This is a genomic window from Pseudomonas sp. MWU12-3088 (assembly GCF_023242405.1).
GTDB classification, from domain to species: Bacteria; Pseudomonadota; Gammaproteobacteria; order Pseudomonadales; family Pseudomonadaceae; genus Aquipseudomonas; species Aquipseudomonas kribbensis.
This window is the reverse complement of sequence record NZ_JALJEA010000011.1, coordinates 121,516-143,363: the sequence shown is the minus strand read 5'-3', so window position 1 is coordinate 143,363 and position 21,848 is coordinate 121,516. Positions and strand designations below refer to the sequence as shown.

The 21,848-nt window shown below is 61.6% G+C and carries 19 protein-coding genes; 14 read left to right on the top strand and 5 right to left on the bottom strand.

Translation table 11 applies throughout. From position 1 onward, the window contains the following. Positions 1–189: 189 nt before the first annotated feature. The 3 genes from mgrA to M5B98_RS23410 are packed head-to-tail and all read right to left on the bottom strand — an operon-like array spanning position 190 to position 4,813. Positions 190–1,227, bottom strand: coding sequence for an L-glyceraldehyde 3-phosphate reductase (gene mgrA, locus M5B98_RS23420; protein WP_248744126.1), 1,038 nt, complete (start codon positions 1,225–1,227; stop codon positions 190–192). Between the two features lie 39 nt (positions 1,228–1,266). After that, complete coding sequence (locus tag M5B98_RS23415) at positions 1,267–2,586, bottom strand: LLM class flavin-dependent oxidoreductase (protein WP_248744125.1); 1,320 nt, start codon at positions 2,584–2,586, stop codon at positions 1,267–1,269. 1 nt (position 2,587) lies between these two features. Continuing rightward, a complete protein-coding gene (locus M5B98_RS23410; protein WP_248744124.1) occupies positions 2,588–4,813 on the bottom strand; it encodes a TonB-dependent receptor in 2,226 nt (741 codons plus the stop codon). A gap of 207 nt (positions 4,814–5,020) precedes the next feature. Here M5B98_RS23410 and M5B98_RS23405 point away from each other — a divergent pair, with 207 nt between their 5' ends. Both M5B98_RS23405 and M5B98_RS23400 read left to right on the top strand, forming a co-directional pair. Beyond that, positions 5,021–6,058, top strand: coding sequence for a LacI family DNA-binding transcriptional regulator (locus tag M5B98_RS23405; RefSeq protein WP_248744123.1), 1,038 nt, complete (start codon positions 5,021–5,023; stop codon positions 6,056–6,058). A gap of 64 nt (positions 6,059–6,122) precedes the next feature. Next, entirely contained in the window at positions 6,123–6,383 is a 261-nt protein-coding gene (locus tag M5B98_RS23400; protein ID WP_114881008.1) for a hypothetical protein, read from the top strand. Between the two features lie 24 nt (positions 6,384–6,407). On the opposite strand, the gene betT is transcribed toward M5B98_RS23400, so the two are convergent. Both betT and epsC read right to left on the bottom strand, forming a co-directional pair. Next, on the bottom strand, positions 6,408–8,369 hold the full coding sequence (gene betT / locus M5B98_RS23395; RefSeq protein WP_170931615.1) for a choline transporter BetT: 1,962 nt from the start codon (positions 8,367–8,369) through the stop codon (positions 6,408–6,410). A gap of 288 nt (positions 8,370–8,657) precedes the next feature. After that, entirely contained in the window at positions 8,658–9,584 is a 927-nt protein-coding gene (gene epsC, locus M5B98_RS23390) for a serine O-acetyltransferase EpsC (RefSeq protein WP_192552705.1), read from the bottom strand. Positions 9,585–9,774: 190 nt separating this feature from the next. Between epsC and M5B98_RS23385 the strand changes: the two genes are divergently transcribed. From M5B98_RS23385 to M5B98_RS23330, 12 genes are all read left to right on the top strand, one after another. Then, positions 9,775–10,767 (top strand): D-cysteine desulfhydrase, encoded by a 993-nt coding sequence (locus tag M5B98_RS23385; RefSeq protein WP_248744122.1) that lies wholly within the window; start codon positions 9,775–9,777, stop codon positions 10,765–10,767. Between the two features lie 306 nt (positions 10,768–11,073). After that, complete coding sequence (gene tcyJ / locus M5B98_RS23380; RefSeq protein WP_085712693.1) at positions 11,074–11,874, top strand: cystine ABC transporter substrate-binding protein; 801 nt, start codon at positions 11,074–11,076, stop codon at positions 11,872–11,874. After that, entirely contained in the window at positions 11,874–12,539 is a 666-nt protein-coding gene (gene tcyL, locus M5B98_RS23375) for a cystine ABC transporter permease (protein ID WP_114881003.1), read from the top strand. Before tcyJ ends, tcyL begins: the two co-directional genes overlap by 1 nt. A gap of 4 nt (positions 12,540–12,543) precedes the next feature. Continuing rightward, complete coding sequence (tcyN, locus tag M5B98_RS23370; RefSeq protein ID WP_114881002.1) at positions 12,544–13,293, top strand: L-cystine ABC transporter ATP-binding protein TcyN; 750 nt, start codon at positions 12,544–12,546, stop codon at positions 13,291–13,293. A gap of 473 nt (positions 13,294–13,766) precedes the next feature. After that, on the top strand, positions 13,767–14,531 hold the full coding sequence (locus M5B98_RS23365; protein WP_248744121.1) for a hypothetical protein: 765 nt from the start codon (positions 13,767–13,769) through the stop codon (positions 14,529–14,531). A 209-nt stretch (positions 14,532–14,740) separates the two neighbouring features. After that, positions 14,741–15,982: an SfnB family sulfur acquisition oxidoreductase gene (locus M5B98_RS23360; RefSeq protein ID WP_085712689.1), complete on the top strand. Its 1,242-nt coding sequence runs from the start codon at positions 14,741–14,743 to the stop codon at positions 15,980–15,982. A gap of 38 nt (positions 15,983–16,020) precedes the next feature. Next, complete coding sequence (locus M5B98_RS23355; protein ID WP_248744120.1) at positions 16,021–17,214, top strand: SfnB family sulfur acquisition oxidoreductase; 1,194 nt, start codon at positions 16,021–16,023, stop codon at positions 17,212–17,214. Continuing rightward, positions 17,214–18,584, top strand: coding sequence for an LLM class flavin-dependent oxidoreductase (locus M5B98_RS23350; protein WP_248744119.1), 1,371 nt, complete (start codon positions 17,214–17,216; stop codon positions 18,582–18,584). The genes M5B98_RS23355 and M5B98_RS23350 overlap by 1 nt, the downstream gene beginning before the upstream one ends. A 12-nt stretch (positions 18,585–18,596) precedes the next feature. Beyond that, positions 18,597–19,406, top strand: a complete 810-nt coding sequence (locus M5B98_RS23345) for a MetQ/NlpA family ABC transporter substrate-binding protein (RefSeq protein ID WP_248744118.1) — start codon at positions 18,597–18,599, stop codon at positions 19,404–19,406. A 2-nt stretch (positions 19,407–19,408) separates the two neighbouring features. Continuing rightward, positions 19,409–20,533, top strand: a complete 1,125-nt coding sequence (locus M5B98_RS23340) for a methionine ABC transporter ATP-binding protein (RefSeq protein ID WP_248744117.1) — start codon at positions 19,409–19,411, stop codon at positions 20,531–20,533. Continuing rightward, positions 20,523–21,167 carry a methionine ABC transporter permease gene (locus M5B98_RS23335; RefSeq protein ID WP_096821885.1) on the top strand — a complete coding sequence of 215 codons (645 nt, stop codon included), beginning with the start codon at positions 20,523–20,525 and terminating at the stop codon, positions 21,165–21,167. Before M5B98_RS23340 ends, M5B98_RS23335 begins: the two co-directional genes overlap by 11 nt. 48 nt (positions 21,168–21,215) lie before the next feature. Next, positions 21,216–21,842, top strand: coding sequence for a class I SAM-dependent methyltransferase (locus M5B98_RS23330; RefSeq protein ID WP_248744116.1), 627 nt, complete (start codon positions 21,216–21,218; stop codon positions 21,840–21,842). The last annotated feature ends 6 nt before the right edge of the window (positions 21,843–21,848 follow it).

Here is a 21,848-nt window from a genome sequence, read left to right as displayed (position 1 = left end):
TCAAAAGCCCCCTCACCCTAACCCTCTCCCAGAGGGAGAGGGGACTGATTGGGGGATGCTTTAAAGATGCACCGACCTGATCGTGCTTTGCTGAATCCATAATCGACCAGGTCTTTCAGGTCGATGTATGACGCAAGACACCTCGGTCGGCTCCCTCTCCCTCGGGGAGAGGGCTGGGGTGAGGGCTGCTTACTCCGCCGTCGAAGGCTTCTCCCAAAGATTAATCCCGCCCTCCTGGGCAAACCGGTCAATCTCCGCCAGTTCCTCAGCACTGAAGCTCAGATTCTTCAACGCCCCGACGTTCTCGATAATTTGCTCCGGCCGGCTCGCGCCGATCAGCGCAGAGGTCACCCGAGGATCGCGCAGCGTCCACGCCAATGCCAGTTGCGCCAGGCTCTGCCCGCGACGCTTGGCGATCTCGTTCAGCGCCCGCACGTGAGCAATGTTCGCCTCGGACAAGTGCGAAGCCTGCAACGAGCCACCGCCCGGACGATTGATCCGCGCATCCGCCGGCACACCGTTGAGGTATTTGTCGGTCAGCAGACCCTGTGCCAGCGGGGTGAACGCAATCACGCCGGTGCCGAGTTCGTCGGTGGTGTCGAGCAGGTCCTTTTCCACCCAGCGGTTGAGCAGGTTGTAGGCCGGTTGGTGAATCAGCAGCGGCACTTTCCACTCTTTGAGCAACGCGGCGATTTCGCGGGTTTTCACCCCGGAGTACGACGAGATGCCGATGTACAACGCCTTGCCCTGCTGCACCGCCGTGGCGAGGGCGCTGGCGGTTTCTTCCAGCGGGGTGTCCGGGTCGAAGCGGTGCGAATAGAAGATATCCACATAGTCCAGGCCCAGGCGTTGCAGGCTCTGGTCGAGGCTGGCCAGCACGTATTTGCGCGAGCCGCCGCCCTGGCCGTAAGGGCCGGGCCACATGTCCCAACCGGCCTTGCTGGAGATGATCAACTCATCGCGATACTGCTTGAAGTCTTCGCGCAGCAAGCGGCCGAAATTGGTCTCGGCGCTGCCGTAGGGCGGGCCGTAATTGTTGGCCAGGTCGAAGTGGTTGATCCCCAGATCGAACGCTGTGCGCAGCAACGCGCGCTGGGTGTCAATCGGCGTGCTGTCGCCGAAGTTGTGCCACAGGCCCAGGGACAGCGCCGGCAATACCAGACCGCTGCGTCCGACGCGGCGGTAAGGGATGGAGTCATAGCGGTTTTCGGCAGCGGTGTAAGTCATCGAATCCTCTCTTGTCGGTCTTGAAATGGGTGTCGATTGCTACGCAAAGCGATTGTCGGGTCGGGCGAGACCAAGGTTCTGGCGCAAGGTCCGGCCCTCGTATTCGGTTCTGAACAGTCCGCGCCGTTGCAGTTCCGGGACCACGCCATTGGCGAAGTCTTCGAGCCCGCCGGGCAGGTGCGGCACCAGCACGTTGAAGCCGTCCGCCGCGCCCTGCTCGAACCATTCCTGCAAACGGTCGGCAATCTGCGCCGGCGTACCGACAACGCTGTAATGCCCGCGACCGCCAGCGATTCGCCGGCCCAGTTCGGCCAGGGTCAGATGCTCGCGGCCAGCCAGTTCGGTCAGCAGTTTCTGCCGGCTCTGCTGGCCGCTTTCGGTCAGCGGCAAGTCCGGCAGCGGCCCGTCCAGCGGGTACTTCGACAAATCGAAGTTGCCCAGCATACGCCCAAGCAAGGCGACGCCAACCTCGGGTTCGACCAATTGCTGAAACGTTTCACATTTTTCCTGCGCTTCGGCTTCCGTCTGTCCGACCACGACAAATACGCCGGGCATGATTTTCAGCGAATCGGCGCTGCGTCCGTACTTCGGCAAGCGGCCCTTGAGGTCGGCGTAGAACGCCTGGGCGCTAGCCAGCGAGGTCTGCGCGGTGAACACCACTTCGGCCGTCTGCGCCGCCAGTTCCCGCCCGGTTTCCGACGAGCCGGCCTGCACGATCACCGGCTGACCCTGTGGCGAACGCGCGACATTCAGCGGGCCTTTGACCCGAAAGTGCTCGCCGACGTGATCCAGCACATGCAGTTTTTCCGGGTCGTAATAGGCGCCGCTGGCCTTGTCGCGAATGAAGGCGTCATCCTGCCAACTGTCCCAAAGCCCGGTCACCACCTGATGAAATTCCCGGGCGCGGCTGTAGCGCTCGGCATGGCCGATGTGTTCATCGCGGCCGAAATTCTGCGCTTCGGCGGCGTTGTCCGAAGTCACCAGATTCCACCCCGCTCGCCCGCCGGACAGGTGATCGAGTGAAGCGAATTTACGCGCCACGTGGTACGGCTCGTTGTAGCTGGTGGTGGCCGTGGCGATCAGGCCGATGTGCTCGGTCACCGCGCTCAAGGCCGAGAGCAGGGTCAACGGTTCAAAGTGATCCGAACGGGCCATGCGGCTGGCGATGTCGTGAGTCGGCGCGGCGACGCTGTCGGCGACGAACAGCGTGTCGAACTTCGCCGCCTCGGCAGTCTGCGCCAGGCGTTTGTAATGGGCGAAATCCAGCCCGGCGTTGGCCGGTACGTCCGGATGACGCCACGCGGAGACATGGTGCCCGGTGGCCATGAGGAACGCGCCGAGTTTCAGCTGTCTGCTCATCTCAGAAATCCTTGCGCAATTGCACGCCGAAGTAGCGCTCGTCATCTCGAGGTACGGCGCGGTAGATGTAGTTGCCACCGCTGGCGAGCAACGGCGAATAGGACTTGTCGGTGAGGTTCTTGCCCAGCAATGCCACGCGCCAGCCATTGGTGTAATCGGCCAGGGCGACGCTGGCGTTCCAGAGGCCGTAAGCACCTTGTTTGGTGTCGGCGTTCTGGCTGATGTCGTACTGCACTTCGCTCTGCCAGCTGTAGTCGGTGCCGAGTTCGATATCCAGGCCGTTTTCCAGCGGAATGGTGTAGTCGGCACGCACGTAGCTTTTCCAGTCCGGGCTGAACGGCAGCGGCTTGCCGTTGACGTTGCACGACGCCGCCGCGCCCGCAGGGCAGGCGAACTGGTCGATGCGGGCGCGGGTGTAGGCCAGTGCGCCGGAGAACTTCAGTTGCTGGGTCGCCTGCAGGGCGTAATCAAGTTCCACACCTTCGGTGCTGACGCTGCCGGCGTTGATCAGGCGCGTCACCACTTGCCCGGCGACGGTGTCGAAAAAGTTCGCCTGATAGTTGTCGTAGTCGCTGTGGAAAACCGCGAGGTTGGTGGTCAGGCGATTGTTCCAGCTTGAGGCTTTGATCCCCGCCTCCCAGGTGTTGGAGGTTTCCGGTTTCAGCGCTTCGGTATCACGCGGCTGCATGTTGAAGAACACGTTGTAGGCCGGGCCTTTGTAGCCGCGCGAGTAAGTCAGATAAGTGGTGACGGTATCGCTCAGGTCGTACTGCAAACCGAGCCGGCCGGACCAGCCGTCCTCGTCTACCGAACCAGAGCTGCTGGTAGCCGGTTGAATGCCGCTGACGGTGGTGGCGGAAGTGGAGACGCGACGGTGATCGTATTCCAGATCGTCGTGGGTGTAGCGCAGGCCGGCGATACCACGGAAATCCGAGGTGAAATTCAGCGTGCTTTCGCCAAACACCGCGTAACTGTCGCTGGTGGTGCTGTAGTCGGCGACGCCACGGTCAGTCCGCGTGGTCGTGGTCAGCGTGCGCTGATAGGTCTCGTCATCCTTGCCATGCATGTAGAACAGGCCGCCGACGTATTCGAGGAACCCGCCTTTCGGCGAGGCCAGACGCAGCTCCTGCGAGTACTGGTCGAAGGCCAGGTCGCCCTTGTCCGCCGTGCCGGGGAACGCGGCCGTCACCGTGCCGAGGCGGTCGCCATCCTGATACTGGGTGTTGTCCCAGCCGCGCCACGCGGTGATCGACGTCAGGGTGTAATCGCCGAGTTGCCAGTCGAGCTGGCCGGACAGGCCCTTGTTGGTGTCTTCGACGTGGGTGCGGGTGTCGGTGTTGATGTCGCGGTTGTGACCGGTGGCGCTGACCGGGCTCAGTGCATTGGTGAACGCGGGGGTCAGCGACTTGGTCACGACGCCATTCGGGCCGTCATCATGGGACTGCATGTAGTCGGCGATCAGGGTGAAGGTAACGTCGTCGTTCGGAGTGAATTCCAGTTTGCCGCGCACGCCGCGGTGGTTGTAGCCGTTGACCTCTTGGCCGTTGTGCTTGTTATCCACGTGGCCGTCATAGCTGCCGAACAAGGTGCTGATCGAGCCCTTGAGCGTGTCCGGAATCAGGCTGCCGCCGATGCCGAACCGGGTGCGGCTTTCATTGCCGCTGTAGTACGACTGATCGATGTAACCGTGGGTCTCGGCGGTCGGCGCCTTGCTGGTGATGTTCAGCACGCCGGCCGAGGCGTTCTTGCCGAACAACGTGCCTTGTGGGCCACGCAAGACTTCGACGCGCTCCAGATCCAGCAGATCCAGAGTCGACTGACCAGGACGGGCGTAGACCACACCGTCAATCACCGTGGCCACCGTCGGCTCGACGCCCGGCGAAGTGGAAATCGTCCCCACGCCACGCACGAACAACGAGGTGTCCTTGTTCGATGCGCCAGTGCGGAAATTCAGCGACGGCACTTGCTGGACGATGCTCGCCACGCTGTTGCGGTTGTCGCGTTCCAACTGCTCGCCGTCGATTACCGATACCGCCACCGGGACCTTTTGCAGCGACTCTTCGCGGCGGGTGGCGGTGACCGTGACGGACTTGAGTGTCGGCTCCTGATCGCTGCTGTCGGCGGCGAACGCGGCGGGCAGAGGCAGCGCGGCCAGCCCGGTGAGTAGCCAGCCCGCAGCGCGGATCGATTGCGCCAGTTTGTGTGTCGCCCCAGGAATGTTGTGCATGCTGTGTCCGCTCGAAAAGTTGCCCTGAACCGCTGCCGTTCTGCGCCGACAGCGCCTGTCTCGGTGTCTTGGGCATTCGCTCGAGCGAGTAGCAGACAATGCGCTTTGTTAGCGCTAACATCGCAAGTATTGGCAAGCCCGGCATAGAGCGTCCAATACTGAAAAATTACTTTTATATGCGTTTTGGTTTTTAAGAAGGATCGAGCCTTGAGCGAAGAAAAGCCCCGCAAACGCCGTGGCGCCGGTCGCGTGACCCTCAACGCGGTGGCGTGCCAGGCCGGTGTTTCGGCGATCACCGTGTCGCGCTACTTCAACCAGCCGGAACAGGTCTCGCCCGAACGCCGCGAACGGATCGCGGCGGTAGTCGCGGAGCTGGGTTATGTGCCGAACCTGGTGGCCGGCGGCCTCGCTTCGGCGCGGGGGAAAATCGTCGGCATGGTGATCCCGAACATATCCGGGCCGATCTTCGCCAACACGATTCAAGGCTTCAGCGACACCCTCAGCCGTCACGGCTACCAGCTACTTCTGGCCTCGAGTTACTTCAGCACTGAACAGGAAGAAAACGCCGTGCGGGCGTTCCTCGGCTGGTCGCCGGCAGCGCTGGTAGTGACCAGTCACTTCCACAGTGCGGGCACGGAAAAGATGCTCGCCGAAGCGGATATTCCGGTGATCGAAACCTGGGATTACCAACCGGATCGCGAGCCGATGCAGATCGGTTTTTCGCACTTTGAAGTGGGGGTCAGCGCCGCCCGTTATCTGCACGGCAAAGGCTATCGGCGAATCGCCTTCGTGCAGAACAGCGCCCCCGGCGACTTCAGTGCGCTGGAGCGCCGCGACGGTTACACCACGACCGTTCGCGAGATGGGTCTGGAACCGTGGGTGTTCGCACCAGACGCCGATCGCGCCCCGTTCGAGGCCGGCAAGCAAGCGATGGAAGCACTGATGAACGCCTCACCTCGCCCGGACGCGATCATCTTCGCCAACGACAACCTCGCCGCCGGCGGCCTGCTCGCCGGGCAACGCGCCGGCCTCAAGATCCCCGACGACTGCGCCGTCCTCGGCTTCGGCGACTACCCGTTCGCCGAGATGCTGCTGCCGAGCCTGAGCACCATCAAACCGCCGGCGCTGGAGATCGGCGTACTGGCGGCGACGCGGGTGCTGGAAAGTTTGGGCGTGCTGCCGAGCGATGAAGTGCAGCGGTTGAATTTGCTGCAGTGCATGGTGATTGAGCGGGAAAGTACCTGACGAGTATGGCGCGGGCCCTTTTGACTATGCTCTAGGTAACACTGCACTTCCCGCAGGGGCGACCATGCACACCGCAATCATCATCTTCTTCGGCCTGATCCTGCTGGCGTTGATGCTCTACATCGGCGAGCGTATCGGCTTCAGTCGGCAGACCATGGCCTACGGTTTCGCGGCGTTGTGGCTGGCGTTGACGGTGATCAATGGCGCGGTCGGCGTGGTGCATGCCGGGCAGCCGCTGGGGTCGGAGATTGCGATTGGCAGTGCCGTGTTCGGCGTGCCGATCGCGGCGATGGTGTTGTTCATGGTGCTGAGCGCCGAGACCTGAAACCGTCCCGGCGCCCTGCCCCGATCAACGCACCAGATGCAGGAACTGCATGTGCCGTTCGTACTGGTCGAGGATGTCGTTGATGATCTGCTCCTTGGTGTAACCGACCAGATCGTAGTCCTGACTGCCTTCGCTCAGATGCACTTCGGCGCGGTAGTAGCGACGGTTGTTGAGCTGCTTGGAGCCCATGCCGCCACGGGCGAACGACGGCGTGAAGTAGCCGCGCATCTGCACCTGATAGATGAACGGATGCAGCTCGCCGTGTCCGATTTCCAGGCTGACGCTGTCGTGGGCCGGATCGGGTTGCGTAACGACATTCAGCCCCTTCTCGACGAACACTGCCGTCACTTCTTCGATGGCCGGTTTCACCGTGGTGTCCATGAAGCGGTACACCTCGTCCCGCGACGGGAAGTGCACGGCCTGGCTCAGGCGCTGGCGCCAGCCACCCTTGCCACGCCGCGAGCCGGACACCGGCGCCAGCGAATGCAGCTGCGCGATCTGCTTCTGCGACTCCAGATAGAACGCCTTGTGCAGGCCCCACATCATCAGCAGCAGAATCAGCGAGAATGGCAGCGAGGTCAGCACCACCGCTGACTTCAGCGCATCGATGCTGCCGGAGAACAGCAGCGCACTGGTGATCAGCGCGGTCATCGCGCCCCAGAACACCCGCAGCCATTTCGGCCCGTCTTCATCCGGGTTGCCGCCCTTGGCCGACAGGGTCGAGAGCACTACGGTGCCGGAGTCGGCGGAGGTGACGAAGAACACGAAGCTGATGAACACCGTCACCGCGATGACGGTTTTGCTCCACGGGTAGGTTTCCAGCAGCAGGTAAAGGGTCATCGACGGGTTGTCGAGAGCCGACATGCCCAGTGCCGACATGCCGTGGTTGAGCACCTGATCGATGGCGCTGTTACCGAAGATCGACATCCACGCGAGGGTGAAACCCAGCGGGATCAACAGCACGCCGAAGACGAATTCGCGGATGGTCCGGCCACGGGAAATCCGTGCGATGAACAGGCCCACGAACGGCGACCATGCAATCCACCAGGCCCAGTAGAACACCGTCCAGCCACCGAGCCAGTCGCTCGGTTTGTCGTAGGCGTAGAGGTCGAAACTCTTCGTCGGCAACGCGCCAAGGTAATCTCCGAGATTCTGGATCAGGGTGTTGAGCAAATGCTGGGTGGGGCCGGCGAACAACACGAACAGCAGCAGCGCACAGGCCAGCAGCATGTTGATGTCGGACATGACTCGCACGCCCTTATCCACACCGGAGACGGCGACGATGATCGCTGCACCCATCATCAGCGTGATCAAACCCACCTGAATCCACTGGGTGTGAGCGATGCCGAACAGGTAGTCCAGACCGGAGTTGAGATGGAGCACGCCGAAGCCCATGTCCGCACCGAGGCCGAACACCGTGGCGATGATGCCGAAGCCGTCCACCGCGTAGCCGATAGGCCCGTTGATGCGTTTGCCGATCAGCGGATAAAGCGCCGAGCGCAGGGCCAGCGGCAGGTTGTGTCGATAGGCGAAATACGCCAGCGCCATGCCGACGAAGGCGAACACGCCCCAGCCGTGCAGGCCCCAGTGCAGAAACAGTATCTGCATCGCCTGACGCGCCGCGTCCGCCGTGCCGGCCTCGCCTTGCGGCGGCTGGAGCATGTGGGTCAGCGGTTCGGACACACAGAAGAAAAACAGCGTGATGCTGATCCCGGCGGCGAACAGCATGCCGGCCCAGGACAGGTAACTGAATTCGGGTTCGTCGTGGTCGGCACCGAGTTTGATCTTGCCGTAGCCCGATAACGCGGTGACCACCACGAAGACCAGATACAGGGTCATCGCGAGCATGTAGTACCAGCCGACCGTATTGGCCGCCCAGTTTTGCGCTTCAAGCAGCCAGGCACCGGCCTGTTCCGGCATGGCGATAACGGTCAGGCCGAACAGCAGGATCACCGTTGCGGCGAACCAGAACACCGGCGGATTCATGCGTACCAGACCGCTGGCGGGGGTGGACGATGCACTCATGAACGGTGCACCTCAAGGGGTTGGAAAATGGCTGAAATGATCGGACTCAGCAAAGGCAAGCCTCCTGTTGTGAGCGGGCAGCGAACCGCCGGTTTAACTTGAATGAACGTTCAAGTTAAACATGGATAGCACGCTCAGGACTAATCGCAGGGCTCAGCGGTACCTTTCGTACGCTGGCTCAGGGAGGGGTATGACGCTGTGGCGAGGGCGTTCGTTCCCGCCTTGCGCGGGAACGAACGGACAGGAAAATTACTTCTGAGTCCCGTCATCATGCTGCAGATTGGCCTGGGTCAGGTTGCACCCGGCCGGCACGCTGCGAGTCAGCCACACGTTGCCGCCGATGGTCGAGCCCTTGCCGATGGTGATCCGCCCGAGAATCGTCGCGCCGGCGTAAATCACCACGTCGTCCTCGACGATCGGATGGCGTGGATGGCCCTTCTGCAACTGGCCGTCCTCGTCTGCCGGGAAGCGCTTGGCGCCGAGGGTCACTGCCTGATAAATCCTCACGCGCTCGCCAATGATCGCGGTCTCGCCGATCACCACGCCCGTGCCGTGATCGATGAAGAAACTGCGGCCGATCTGCGCGCCCGGGTGAATATCGATGCCGGTCGCCGAGTGGGCGATTTCCGAACTGATCCGCGCCAGCAGCGGCAGACCTGCGCGATACAAATGGTGGGCCAGACGATGGTGGATCACCGCCAGAATCCCCGGATAGCACAGCAGCACTTCATCGACGCTGCGCGCCGCCGGGTCGCCGTGATACGCGGCAAGCACATCGGTGTCGAGCAGACTGCGCAGGCCTGGCAGCGCCAACGCGAAATCCTGAATGATCCGGATGGCCTGCGCCTCGACTTCGCTGTCATCCCGGGCGCTGTGGCGGGCGACGTAACGCAGTTCGAGTCGTGCCTGGGTCAGCAATGCATTCAGCGCAACATCAAGGGTGTGGCCGACGTAAAAATCCTCGCTCTCTTCACGCAGATCCACCGGCCCCAGACGCATCGGGAACAACGCCCCGCACAAGGCTTCGAGAATCTGCGCCATCGCATCACGGGACGGCAGTTCGCGGCCGCCCTGTTCGCCGCTGGCGCGGCCATTTTGTGCACGCCACTGATCCCGCGCGGTACGCAGCTGGCTGACGATGGTCTGCAATTGCCAATGGCTGGAACGCTCGCTCACGGTAAAGACTCCTCACGGGCGGCCGGACTGTCTGGCCGCGTCAACGGCCACTACTTTACGGCAACGCCCCGGAGGCGAATTAAGAACCGATAGTGCTGGCCTAAGCACATTTGGCTATAAGCGATTGACGGTTGCCCCGGTAAAACGGCGTGCCTATAGTCCTGACATCCCCTTGCATCAGTACGGACTCATGATCAAACAACAGCTGGACCGCTTTAACCGCCTCGACCTGCTTGGCCAACCGACCCCACTGGAAAAACTCGAGCGCCTGTCCACCTGGCTCGGCCGCGACGTCTACATCAAGCGTGATGACCTGACGCCGCTGGCCATGGGCGGCAACAAGCTGCGCAAGCTCGAATACCTTGCCGCCGATGCCCTTGCCCAAGGCGCGGACACCTTGATCACCGCCGGCGCACTGCAATCGAACCACGTTCGCCAGACCGCCGCGCTGGCCGCGAAACTGGGCCTGGGCTGCGTGGCCCTGCTGGAAAACCCGCTAGGCACCGACGACAGCAACTACACCGGCAACGGCAACCGCCTGCTGCTGGACCTGTTCGACACCAAGGTCGAGCTGGTCGATAACCTCGACAACGCCGACGAACAACTGGCCGCCCTCGCCGTACGCCTGCGCAGCAACGGCAAGAAGCCATATCTGGTGCCGATCGGCGGCTCCAACGCCATCGGCGCACTGGGTTATGTACGGGCCGGCCTGGAACTGGCGCAGCAAATCGAGGACACCGGCCTGCAATTTTCCGCCGTGGTCCTGGCCTCGGGCAGCGCCGGCACGCACAGCGGTATGGCCTTGGCCTTGAGCGAAGTACTGCCGCAATTGCCGGTGATCGGCGTGACGGTATCGCGCAGCGAAGAAGATCAGCGCCCGAAAGTGCAAGGCCTCGCCGAGCGTACTGCCGCCTTGTTGGGCGTGGCGTTGCCGGAGAGTTTCAAGGTCGAGTTGTGGGACGAATACTTCGGCCCGCGCTACGGCGAGCCGAATGCCGGAACCCTGGCGGCGGTGAAGCTGCTGGCCAGCCAGGACGCCGTGCTGCTCGATCCGGTCTACACCGGCAAGGCCATGGCCGGGTTGCTCGACGGCATCGGTCGCGGGCGTTTCGACGACGGCCCGATTATTTTCCTGCACACCGGCGGCGCCCCGGCGTTGTTTGCCTACAAGGATTTTCTCTGATGCGCTCGTCCCCACGCTCGGCGTGGGAAGGCAGGCAGGGACGCTCCGCGTCCCTTTGCGTCCGTTGAAGCCCTCCCGCGCATCGGGTGGGATCAACCGGAATACGGGAAACTCATATTCCATATACGAATAACAATTGGAAAATTCATTATTTTCCATTCTAAAAGAACAGTCTTATAGTCTCGCCGCAGGCGAATATCGCGAGAGACGCATAAGCTGCTTTAAGGCAGGATAGCGCTGTCGTCCAATTCCCGGATTCGCCAACTTTCCTTAAGCGTCTTCCATAAGAAAACACAGGGGCTTGTCATGATTCTTTCCGCACTACGTCGAAATCTGCTGGTAGGTTCGCTGGGCCTGGCACTGAGCGCCGGTCTGATCAGCAGCGCCGTTGCCGGTGAGCAACTGCAACAGATCAAGGACAAAGGCGTCATCAACGTCGGCCTGGAAGGCACTTACCCACCGTTCAGCTTCGTCGATGCCGACGGCAAACTGTCGGGCTTCGAAGTCGAGCTGTCCGAAGCCCTGGCCAAGAAGCTGGGCGTCAAGGCCAAGATCCAGCCAACCAAGTGGGACGGCATCCTCGCCGCGCTGGAATCCAAGCGTCTGGACGTCGTGGTCAACCAGGTGACTATCTCCGACGAGCGCAAGAAGAAGTATGACTTCTCCGAGCCGTACACCATCTCCGGGATTCAGGCGCTGGTGCTGAAGGACAAGGAAGCTGCGCTGAACATCAAGACTGCCGCCGACCTGTCCGGCAAGAAAGTCGGCGTAGGCCTGGGCACCAACTACGAGCAGTGGGTCCGCGCCAACGTGCCGGGTGCCGACGTGCGCACCTACGACGATGATCCGACCAAGTTCGCCGACCTGAACAACGGCCGTACCGACGCGATTCTGATCGACCGTCTGGCCGCCCTCGAGTACGCCAAGAAAGCACCGAAAACCGTAGCGGCCGGTCAGGCGTTCTCCCGTCAGGAATCCGGTATCGCCCTGCGCAAAGGCGAGCCAGAACTGCTGGCGGCCGTGAACAAGGCCCTCGACGAGCTGCGTGCCGACGGGACCCTGGCCAAGATCTCGGAAAAGTACTTCCAAGCTGACGTCACTAAATAATGGAAGCAGCTTTCCAACTCGCACTGGACTCCGCGCCCTTTCTGCTCAAGGGCGCGTACTACACGGTAGTCCTCAGCCTCGGCGGTATGTTCTTCGGCCTGCTGCTGGGCTTTGGCCTGGCGCTGATGCGCCTGTCGCGTTTCAAATCGGTCAGCTGGCTGGCCCGCATCTACGTGTCGTTCTTTCGCGGCACGCCGTTGCTGGTGCAGCTGTTCGTGATCTATTACGGCCTGCCGCAATTGGGTCTGGAACTCGACCCGTTGCCGGCAGCCCTGATCGGTTTCTCGCTGAACATGGCTGCCTATGCCTGTGAAATCCTGCGCGCCGCGATCGGTTCGATCGAACGCGGTCAGTGGGAAGCGGCTGCAAGCATCGGCATGACCCGCGCGCAGACCCTGCGCCGGGCCATCCTGCCGCAAGCCATGCGCACGGCGTTGCCGCCGCTGGGCAACAGCTTCATTTCACTGGTCAAGGACACCGCGCTGGCCGCCACCATTCAGGTGCCGGAGCTGTTCCGTCAGGCCCAACTGATTACCGCCCGGACTTTCGAAGTCTTCACCATGTATCTTGCCGCCGCGCTGATCTACTGGATTCTGGCCACAGTGCTGTCGCACTTCCAGAACAAGCTGGAAGAGCGGGTCAATCGGCACGACCAGGAGTCCTGACCCCATGATTGTCGTGGAAAAACTGACAAAGCAGTTCAAGGGTCAAGTCGTGCTCAACGGCATCGATCTTGAAGTGAAGGAAGGCGAGGTCGTGGCCATCATCGGCCCCAGCGGTTCGGGCAAGACCACGTTCCTGCGCTGCCTGAACTTCCTCGAACAACCCACCAGCGGCCGGATCAAGGTCGGCGATATCGAAATCGATACCGGCCGTCCCCTGAACCAGCAGCAGAATCTGGTGCGCACCCTGCGCCAGCATGTGGGCTTCGTGTTCCAGAACTTCAACCTGTTCCCCCACCGCACCGCTCTGGAGAACGTCATCGAAGGCCCGATCGTGGTCAAGAAGACGCCCCGTGACGCAGCCATTGCCCTGGGCAAGAAGCTGCTGGCCAAGGTCGGCCTTGCGGGCAAGGAAGACGCCTATCCACGACGCTTGTCCGGCGGCCAGCAACAGCGCGTGGCGATTGCCCGGGCGCTGGCGATGGAGCCGGAAGTGATCCTGTTCGACGAGCCGACGTCGGCCCTCGACCCGGAACTGGTGGGCGAAGTACTGGCGACCATTCGCGGTCTGGCCGAAGAAAAACGCACCATGGTTATCGTGACCCACGAAATGGCGTTCGCCCGTGACGTGGCCAACCGCGTAGTGTTTTTCGACAAGGGCGTGATCGTCGAACAAGGTGAAGCCAAGGCGCTGTTCGCCAATCCGAAAGAAGAACGCACCCGACAGTTTCTCAGCAAGTTTCGCAACAACGGCTGAGAACTTCGCCTGCACCCTCACTCACTTCCATGGATGGAAGTAGTGTTCCCCCCGATATACAAATCACTCTCAAAACACAAACTACCCAACCTTTGAAAAGGCAGTACATATATTTGTCCTGCAACAACTCCCTGCGCATAAAATTCGCCGCGACTTGATTCCATCCTTCACCAGAACGCACGGTCAAACACGCTGAAAACCGCGAAAACCTGTAGCCTCTTTCCTTTCCCTACCTAGTCCGACTGCTACAACAACGTAGGAACCTTCTGATTAATCCGTAATTCACGGATTAACTAATCCACTCGCTTGACACTTCTTCCGGCGAACTCTTATCTAGTCATCAACCGGCGCACGCTAGTTCAACAAGACACTTTCAAACTTGTACGCAACTCCTAAGTTTTATTGCCGATTAATTCACGCCATTCGTTCTTTCAGATACGGACTTCGCTGCAAGGCTTCAAGGAGAGAAACCGATGACCTGCATTTCAAACATCCCGCTACTGCCACCACCGACCCTGGAGCAAACCCACGGAGCCGGAATCAACCTCATGGCGGCCGCCAACCTGTCGGTCGAAATCGGACCTTATGACGATATGGACAGCGGCGATCTGATCGAGCTGTTCTGGGATGACTGCTATGTGGCTTCCCATGTGCTGGCTGCCGGTGATATCGGAAGCACGGTCAGACTCAGGGTGCCGGAGAGCTTCATCGTCAACGGCTCACCCTGCGTGCACTATCGGGTCATGCAGGTCGGGAGAAAACCGGCGCTGTCGGCCGGCGCCCGGTTCCAGGTCAAGCTCGACTGCCCGGGCGGGCAATTAGCGTCGGGATGCGAAGAAGAAAATCAGTATCTGCTGCCGGTCAGCCTTCCAGATGTCATCCGCCGGCGCGGGGTCAACCCGAGCCAGATCAAACGCGGCGTCCCGCTGACCATCGAGCCTTACCTGAACATGGCCGAGGGTGACGAAATCACCCTGCGCTGGGGTGATGCACGAATGGATCTTCCCCCTGTCACGCAAGCCGATGTCGGCCAGGGAATCCAGGTCTGGGTGCCACCGGCAGTCATCGTCGAAGCGGGTGAAGACCTGCGGCTTGACGTGACCTATTGCATCATCGACCGGGTCGGCAACAACTCGCGCTGGGCACCGCCACGCACACTGAAGATTGGCTGCGTGAATCCTTATCTGAAAGCACAGCCGAGGCGGACTCCCATGGCTGCGGAGCGCAAAGCCAAGTGAGCTTTCGAGCTTCTATGCATATTCCTAAAAGTTAGTTTATTTAAATTTTATACGCGCTTAGGGTATATGAACCGGACCACCGGACACTCTTTCGTCCGCCGCACTTTTGCGGCGTTTTTCATGAGATGTGAGGTAGGTAACATGGTCCGGAACCCAATCACCCCAGTGCAGATCGCCAGGGCATTGCGTGCAGCCAAGGAGCGGCACTGATGTCCAGTCTGGCAGACGCAAACGTCCAGAGTGACCTGGACATCGCCCCGTTGTTGTTGCCCGCGCAAGTGCTGCGCAACGACGCACAAGCCATCAAGGCTGCACATGAGCTGGCGCAAGTCGCCCGCGTGCAGGCCGCCAAACGCGACCGCCAGCGCAAGCTGCCATGGGCGGAAATCGAACAGTTCACCCGCAGCGGCCTGGGCAGCATCGCCATCCCGCGCGAGTACGGCGGACCGCAGGTTTCCTTCGTCACCCTGGCCGAGGTGTTCGCAATCATTTCCGCGGCCGACCCGGCGCTGGGACAAATCCCGCAGAACCAGTTCGGCATCATCAACCTGATCCTCGGAAGCGCCACCGAAGCGCAGAAACAGCAACTGCTGCAGAGCGTGCTCGAAGGCTGGCGCATCGGTAACGCCGGGCCGGAGCGCGGCACCAAGGACACCCTGGAACTGAAAGCGCGCATCACCGCCGACGGCGATGACTACGTGATCAACGGCCAGAAGTTCTATTCCACCGGCGCCCTCTTCGCCCATTGGGTGGCGGTCAAGGCGCTCAACGATGACGGCAGGCAAGTGCTGGCGTTTGTCCGTCGCGGCACGCCGGGATTGCGCATCGTCGATGACTGGTCGGGATTCGGCCAGCGCACCACCGCCAGCGGCACGATTCTTTTGCACAACGTGCGGGTCGATGCAGGCCTCGTGGTGGATAACTGGAAGATCAACGAAAAGCCCAACACCCAGGGTGCGGTTTCGCAGCTGATTCAAGCGGCCATCGACGCCGGCATCGCCCGTGGCGCCATCGATGACGCCATCGAATTCGTCAAGACCCGCGCCCGGCCGTGGATCGACGCCAAGGTCGAGCGGGCCAGCGACGATCTCTACGTCATCGCCGACATCGGCAAACTGAAAATCGAACTGCACGCCGCTGAGGCGCTGCTGCGCAAGGCCGGGCAAGTGCTGGATCAGGTGCACGCTGCACCGCTGACTGCCGAGTCCGCCGCCCGCGCCTCGATTGCCGTGGCCGAAGCCAAGGTGCTGACCACCGAGATCTCGCTGCTGGCCAGCGAAAAACTTTTCGAACTGGCCGGCAGCCGCGCCACCCTCGCCGAATTCAACCTCGACCGCCACTGGCGCAACGCCCGGGTGCACACCCTGCACGACCCGGTGCGCTGGAAGTACCACGCGGTCGGCGCCTACCGCCTAAACGGAAAACTTCCGGCTCGCCATTCCTGGATCTGACGACCAGAACATTTTTGACCAGATCTCTGGAGAAACACATGACTCTTTCCCATCCCGTCGCGGTCATCACCAGCGACGAGCAAGCCCTGATCGTCGCCAGCGACCTGGCCGAAGACTTCCAGCGTGACAGCAACCTGCGCGACCGCGAACGCCGCCTGCCGCTGCCGGAACTCGAGGTGTTTTCCCGCTCCGGCCTGTGGGGCATCAGCGTGCCCAAGGAATACGGTGGCGCCGGTGTGTCCAACGTGACCCTGGCCAAAGTCATCGCCCTGATCGCCCGGGCCGATGGCTCGCTGGGGCAGATTCCGCAGAACCATTTCTATGCCCTCGAAGTGCTGCGGGTGAACGGCAGCCACGAGCAAAAACAACGTCTGTACGCCGAAGTCCTCGCCGGCCAGCGCTTTGGTAACGCACTTGCAGAACTGGGCACCAAGACTGCCCACGACCGGGTCACCAGCCTGAAACGGGACGGCAGCGGTTATCGCATCAACGGTCGCAAGTTCTATGCAACCGGTGCGATTTACGCGCAGCGCATCCCGACTTCGGTGGTCGATGAACACGGCGTGCAGCAACTGGCCTTCGTCCCGCGTGACAGCAAAGGCCTGACCGTGATCGACGACTGGAGCGGCTTCGGCCAGCGCACCACCGGCAGCGGTTCGGTGGTGTTCGAAGACGTGTATGTCGCCGCCGAAGATGTCATCCCGTTCCAGAGCGCTTTCGAGCGCCCAACCACCGTCGGCCCGCTGGCGCAGATCCTTCACGCCGCCATCGACACCGGCATCGCCCGCGCCGCCTATGAAGATGCGCTGCACTTCGTGCGCAGCAAGACCCGGCCATGGATCGATTCGGGTAACGACAAGGCCACCGAAGATCCGCTGACCCTCAAGAGCTTCGGCCACCTGAGTATCCGCCTGCACGCCACCGAAGCCTTGCTCGAACGCGCCGGCGAATTCCTCGATGCAGCCCAGGCCGAGACCAACGCCGAAACGGTTGCGGCAGCCTCGATTGCCGTCGCCGAAGCACGGGCCATCAGCACCGAAATCTCTCTGGCCGCCGGCAGCACGCTGTTTGAACTGGCCGGCAGTCAGGCCACCCTGATCGAGCACGGCCTCGACCGTCACTGGCGCAACGCCCGGGTGCACACCCTGCACGACCCGGTGCGCTGGAAATATCACGCGGTGGGCAATTACTACCTCAACGATGAAAACCCTCCGCTGCGAGGGACCATCTGATGACCGCTGCGAAAAAGAAGATCTTGCTCAATGCGTTCAACATGAACTGCATCGGCCACATCAACCACGGGTTGTGGACCCATCCACGCGACACCTCGACCCGATACAAGACCCTCGAATACTGGACCGAACTGGCGCAACTGCTGGAGCGTGGGCTGTTCGACGGGTTGTTCATCGCCGACATCGTCGGTGTGTACGACGTCTATCAGAACTCGGTGGACGTCACCCTGAAAGAGTCGATCCAGTTGCCGGTCAACGATCCGCTGTTACTGGTGTCGGCGATGTCCGCCGTGACCAAAAATCTGGGTTTCGGCCTGACCGCCAACCTCACCTACGAGCCGCCGTATCTGTTCGCCCGACGCATGTCGACCCTCGATCACCTGAGCCGTGGGCGGGTGGGCTGGAACATCGTCACCGGTTATCTGGACAGCGCCGCCAAGGCCATGGGCCTGAGCGAACAGGTCGAGCATGACCGGCGTTACGACCAGGCCGACGAGTACCTCGAAGTCCTCTACAAACTCTGGGAAGGCAGCTGGGAAAACGGTGCGGTGCTCAACGATCCGCAGCAGCGGATCTACGCGCAGCCGGACAAGGTGCACAAGGTCGAGCACAAGGGCGAGTTCTATCAGGTCGAGGGTTATCACCTGTGCGAGCCGTCGCCGCAGCGCACGCCGGTGCTGTTTCAGGCCGGCAGTTCGGAGCGCGGTCTGCTGTTCGCCGGGCGTCATGCCGAGTGCGTGTTCATCAGCGGCCAGAACAAACCGTCGACCAAGGTTCAGGTAGACAAGGTCCGCGCCAGCGCCGTCGAAGCGGGTCGCAATCCCGAAGACATCAAGGTGTTCATGGGCCTCAACGTGATCGTCGGCGAGACCGAGGAAGCAGCGTGGGCCAAGCACGCCGAATACCTGAGCTACGCCAGCGCCGAAGCGGGTGTGGCGCACTTTTCGGCGTCCACCGGGATCGATTTTTCCCAGTACGAAATCGACGAGCCGATCCAGTACGTGAAGAGCAACGCGATCCAGTCCGCCACCAAAAACCTGCAGAACAACGACTGGACTCGACGCAAGTTGCTCGACCAGCACGCCCTCGGTGGACGCTACATCACCGTGGTCGGCTCGCCGCAGCAAGTAGCGGATGAGCTGGAATCGTGGATTGCCGAAACCGGTCTCGACGGCTTCAACCTGACCCGCATCGTCACTCCGGAAAGCTATGTGGATTTCATCGATCTGGTAATTCCGGAGCTGCAACGACGCGGCTCGTACAAGACCGCGTACGACACCGGCAGCCTGCGGGAAAAACTGTTTCACGGCGAAGCGCACCTGCCGCAGCAACACACCGGCGCCCACTACCGACACACCTCCTCGCACTGACTGGAAACCACCATGACCAAGAAGCTCCTGTCCCACCCAGTCAAAGCACTGGCCCTGGCCTTCGGCCTGTTCAGCTCGGCGGTGTTCGCCGCCGACGCCCCGTTGAAAATCGGCACCACCGCCGCGTTCGCGATCCCGCTGGAAGCCGCCGTCGAAGAGGCCTCCAAACAAGGCCTGAAAGTCGAGCTGGTGGAGTTCACCGACTGGATCGCGCCGAACATCAGCCTTGCCGCCGGCGACATCGACGTGAACTACTTCCAGCACATCCCGTTCCTGGAAAACGCCAAGGCCGCCTCCGGTTTCGACCTGGTGCCGTTCGCCCCGGGGATCATCAACAACGTCGGCCTGTATTCGAAGAAATACAAAAGCTTCGACGAGTTGCCGGAAGGCGCCAGCGTCGCCATCGCCAACGACCCGATCAACAGCGGACGCGGCCTGCAACTGCTGGCCAAGGCCGGTCTGATCACCCTGAAACCGGGCGTCGGCTACAAGGCCACCGAAGACGACATCGTCGCCAACCCGAAGAAAATCAAAATCCTGCAGGTCGAAGCCGTGCAACTGGTACGCGCCTACGATGATGCCGATCTGGTCCAGGGTTATCCGGCCTACATTCGTCTGGCGAAAACGTTCGACGCCGGCTCCGCCCTGCTGTTCGACGGCCTCGACCACAAGGAATACGTGATCCAGTTCGTGATCCAGCCAAAGAGCAAGACCGACCCGCGTCTGATCAAGTTCGTCGACATCTACCAGCATTCGCCGGCCGTTCGCGCCGCGCTGGATAAGGCCCACGGCAAGCTGTACCAGGCCGGTTGGGAAAGCTGAGGATGACCGCTGCCATCCAGCGGCGACTGGATCTTCCAGAGCCACCCGCGCTTGCGCAACGCACCGAACTGCATCCCGAGCTGAACCGCGCCCATGTGCGTTTCGTCGGGCTCGGCAAAACCTACGACGGCAAACAAGGCCCGGTCGCCGCCCTGCAAGGCATCGACCTGGCGATCCAGCGCGGTGAGGTGTTCGGCATCATCGGCCGCAGCGGCGCCGGCAAGTCGTCGCTGATCCGCACCATCAACCGCCTCGAACAACCGACCTCGGGCCGGGTGCTGATCGATCAGGTGGACATCGGCGAGTACGACGAGGATCGTCTCGTCGCCCTGCGCCGGCGGATCGGCATGATCTTCCAGCACTTCAACCTGATGTCGGCGAAAACGGTGTGGCAGAACGTCGAACTGCCGCTGAAAGTCGCCGGCGTTCCGAAGGAGCAGCGGGAGAAAAAGGTTCGCGAACTGCTGGAACTGGTGGGCCTGCAGGCCAAGCACAAGGCCTATCCGGCGCAATTGTCCGGCGGGCAGAAACAACGCGTCGGCATTGCCCGCGCGCTGGTGCACGACCCGGACATTCTGCTGTGCGACGAAGCCACCTCGGCGCTGGATCCGGAAACCACTCAGTCGATCCTCGGCCTGCTGCGCGAGATCAACCAACGCCTGGGTCTGACCATTGTGCTGATCACTCATGAGATGGCCGTGATCCGCGAGATCTGCGATCGCGTCGTCGTGCTGGAACATGGCCGCATCGTCGAACAGGGCCCGGTCTGGGAAGTGTTCGGCAACCCGCAACACGAAGTCAGCCAGACCTTGCTCGCACCGCTGCAACACGCCTTGCCCGAAGAATTGCAAAGCCGTTTGCAGGCGCAACCGTCATCGTCCGATACGTCCGTGGTGCTGCGTTTGCAGTTCACCGGCAGCCAGCAGGACGAACCGGATCTGGCCGCACTGTTCGCCGCCCTCGGTGGCCGGGTGAAATTGCTGCAGGGCGGCGTGGAACGGATTCAGGGCCACGCGCTCGGGCAACTGTTGCTGGCGGTGGCGGGATCAAAACTGAACGCCGAGGAGCTGCGTCAGCGTGCCAGCCAGTGGGCACAACGCACGGAGGTGTTGGGTTATGTGGTTTGATCGCTTGCTGCAGGGTTTCATCGACACGTTCCTGATGGTCGGCGTGTCGTCGCTGATCGCGTTGCTCGCCGGGATTCCCATGGCGGTGATTCTGGTCACCAGTGACAAGGGTGGTATCTACGAAGCGCCGGTGCTTAATCGTGCGTTGGGTGCGTTCGTGAATCTGTTTCGCTCGATTCCGTTCCTGATTTTGATGGTGGCACTGATCCCGTTCACCCGGCTGATCGTTGGCACCACTTACGGTGTGTGGGCGGCAGTCGTCCCCCTGACCATCGCGGCTACGCCGTTCTTCGCGCGGATCGCCGAAGTGAGCCTGCGCGAAGTCGACCACGGTTTGATCGAAGCCGCCCAAGCCATGGGCTGCCGGCGCTGGCACATCATCTGGCACGTGTTGTTGCCCGAAGCGCTGCCGGGCATCGTTGGCGGGTTCACCATTACGCTGGTGACGATGATCAACTCATCGGCGATGGCCGGGGCGATTGGTGCCGGCGGTCTGGGCGACATCGCTTATCGCTACGGCTATCAACGCTTCGACAGCCAGATCATGCTGACCGTGATCGTGCTGCTGGTGGCGCTGGTGGCGGTGATTCAACTGGGCGGCGACCGTCTGGCGCGAGGGTTGAACAAGCGCTGAATTGCATGGCGTATAGTCGGCAACATCCTTTGCCAGCGCAGTCCGACCATGAAACAGACGCCTATCGATCTGGAACAGATTACCTCCACTACTCTCGGCCATTACAACTCGGTGGCCGAGGATTTTCGTGAAGGCACCCGCGACCATGATGTCAGCCAGAACATCGACGCCTTGCTGCGGCATATTCAGGCTGAAGCGCCGTTCTCCATTCTCGATTTCGGCTGTGGACCGGGGCGGGATTTGCAGACCTTCACACGGATGGGTCACATCGCCGTCGGCCTCGACGGTGCGGAAAAATTCGCGCAGATGGCTCGGGAGGACAGTGGCTGTGAAGTGTGGTGCCAGGATTTTCTGAAGCTGGATCTGCCGGCAGAACGCTTCGACGGGATCTTCGCCAACGCGGTGCTGTTCCATGTGCCGTTGCAGGAATTGCCACGGGTTTTGAAGCAGTTGCACGGGACACTGAAACCGGGCGGCGTGCTGTTCAGCTCCAATCCACGCGGGGACAACCGTGAGGGCTGGAACGGGCCGCGTTATGGCTCGTATCACGATCTGGAGGCGTGGCGCGGGTTGTTGACTGCCGCTGGATTCGTGGAACTTGAGCATTACTACCGGCCGGCGGGGCTGCCGCGGGAGCAGCAGCCGTGGCTGGCGAGTGTCTGGCGCAAGATCTGACTCCCC

Coding starts and splice junctions, on each gene's coding strand:
- M5B98_RS23410 (WP_248744124.1), bottom strand. CDS start 4,813: ATGCACAACATTCCTGGGGCGACACACAAACTGGCGCAATCGATCCGC.
- M5B98_RS23360 (WP_085712689.1), top strand. CDS start 14,741: ATGTCCAGTCTGGCAGACGCAAACGTCCAGAGTGACCTGGACATCGCC.
- M5B98_RS23350 (WP_248744119.1), top strand. CDS start 17,214: ATGACCGCTGCGAAAAAGAAGATCTTGCTCAATGCGTTCAACATGAAC.
- tcyN (WP_114881002.1), top strand. CDS start 12,544: ATGATTGTCGTGGAAAAACTGACAAAGCAGTTCAAGGGTCAAGTCGTG.
- M5B98_RS23355 (WP_248744120.1), top strand. CDS start 16,021: ATGACTCTTTCCCATCCCGTCGCGGTCATCACCAGCGACGAGCAAGCC.
- M5B98_RS23400 (WP_114881008.1), top strand. CDS start 6,123: ATGCACACCGCAATCATCATCTTCTTCGGCCTGATCCTGCTGGCGTTG.
- M5B98_RS23340 (WP_248744117.1), top strand. CDS start 19,409: ATGACCGCTGCCATCCAGCGGCGACTGGATCTTCCAGAGCCACCCGCG.
- mgrA (WP_248744126.1), bottom strand. CDS start 1,227: ATGACTTACACCGCTGCCGAAAACCGCTATGACTCCATCCCTTACCGC.
- M5B98_RS23345 (WP_248744118.1), top strand. CDS start 18,597: ATGACCAAGAAGCTCCTGTCCCACCCAGTCAAAGCACTGGCCCTGGCC.
- M5B98_RS23365 (WP_248744121.1), top strand. CDS start 13,767: ATGACCTGCATTTCAAACATCCCGCTACTGCCACCACCGACCCTGGAG.
- M5B98_RS23335 (WP_096821885.1), top strand. CDS start 20,523: ATGTGGTTTGATCGCTTGCTGCAGGGTTTCATCGACACGTTCCTGATG.
- M5B98_RS23330 (WP_248744116.1), top strand. CDS start 21,216: ATGAAACAGACGCCTATCGATCTGGAACAGATTACCTCCACTACTCTC.
- tcyL (WP_114881003.1), top strand. CDS start 11,874: ATGGAAGCAGCTTTCCAACTCGCACTGGACTCCGCGCCCTTTCTGCTC.
- M5B98_RS23385 (WP_248744122.1), top strand. CDS start 9,775: ATGATCAAACAACAGCTGGACCGCTTTAACCGCCTCGACCTGCTTGGC.
- M5B98_RS23415 (WP_248744125.1), bottom strand. CDS start 2,586: ATGAGCAGACAGCTGAAACTCGGCGCGTTCCTCATGGCCACCGGGCAC.
- betT (WP_170931615.1), bottom strand. CDS start 8,369: ATGAATCCGCCGGTGTTCTGGTTCGCCGCAACGGTGATCCTGCTGTTC.
- tcyJ (WP_085712693.1), top strand. CDS start 11,074: ATGATTCTTTCCGCACTACGTCGAAATCTGCTGGTAGGTTCGCTGGGC.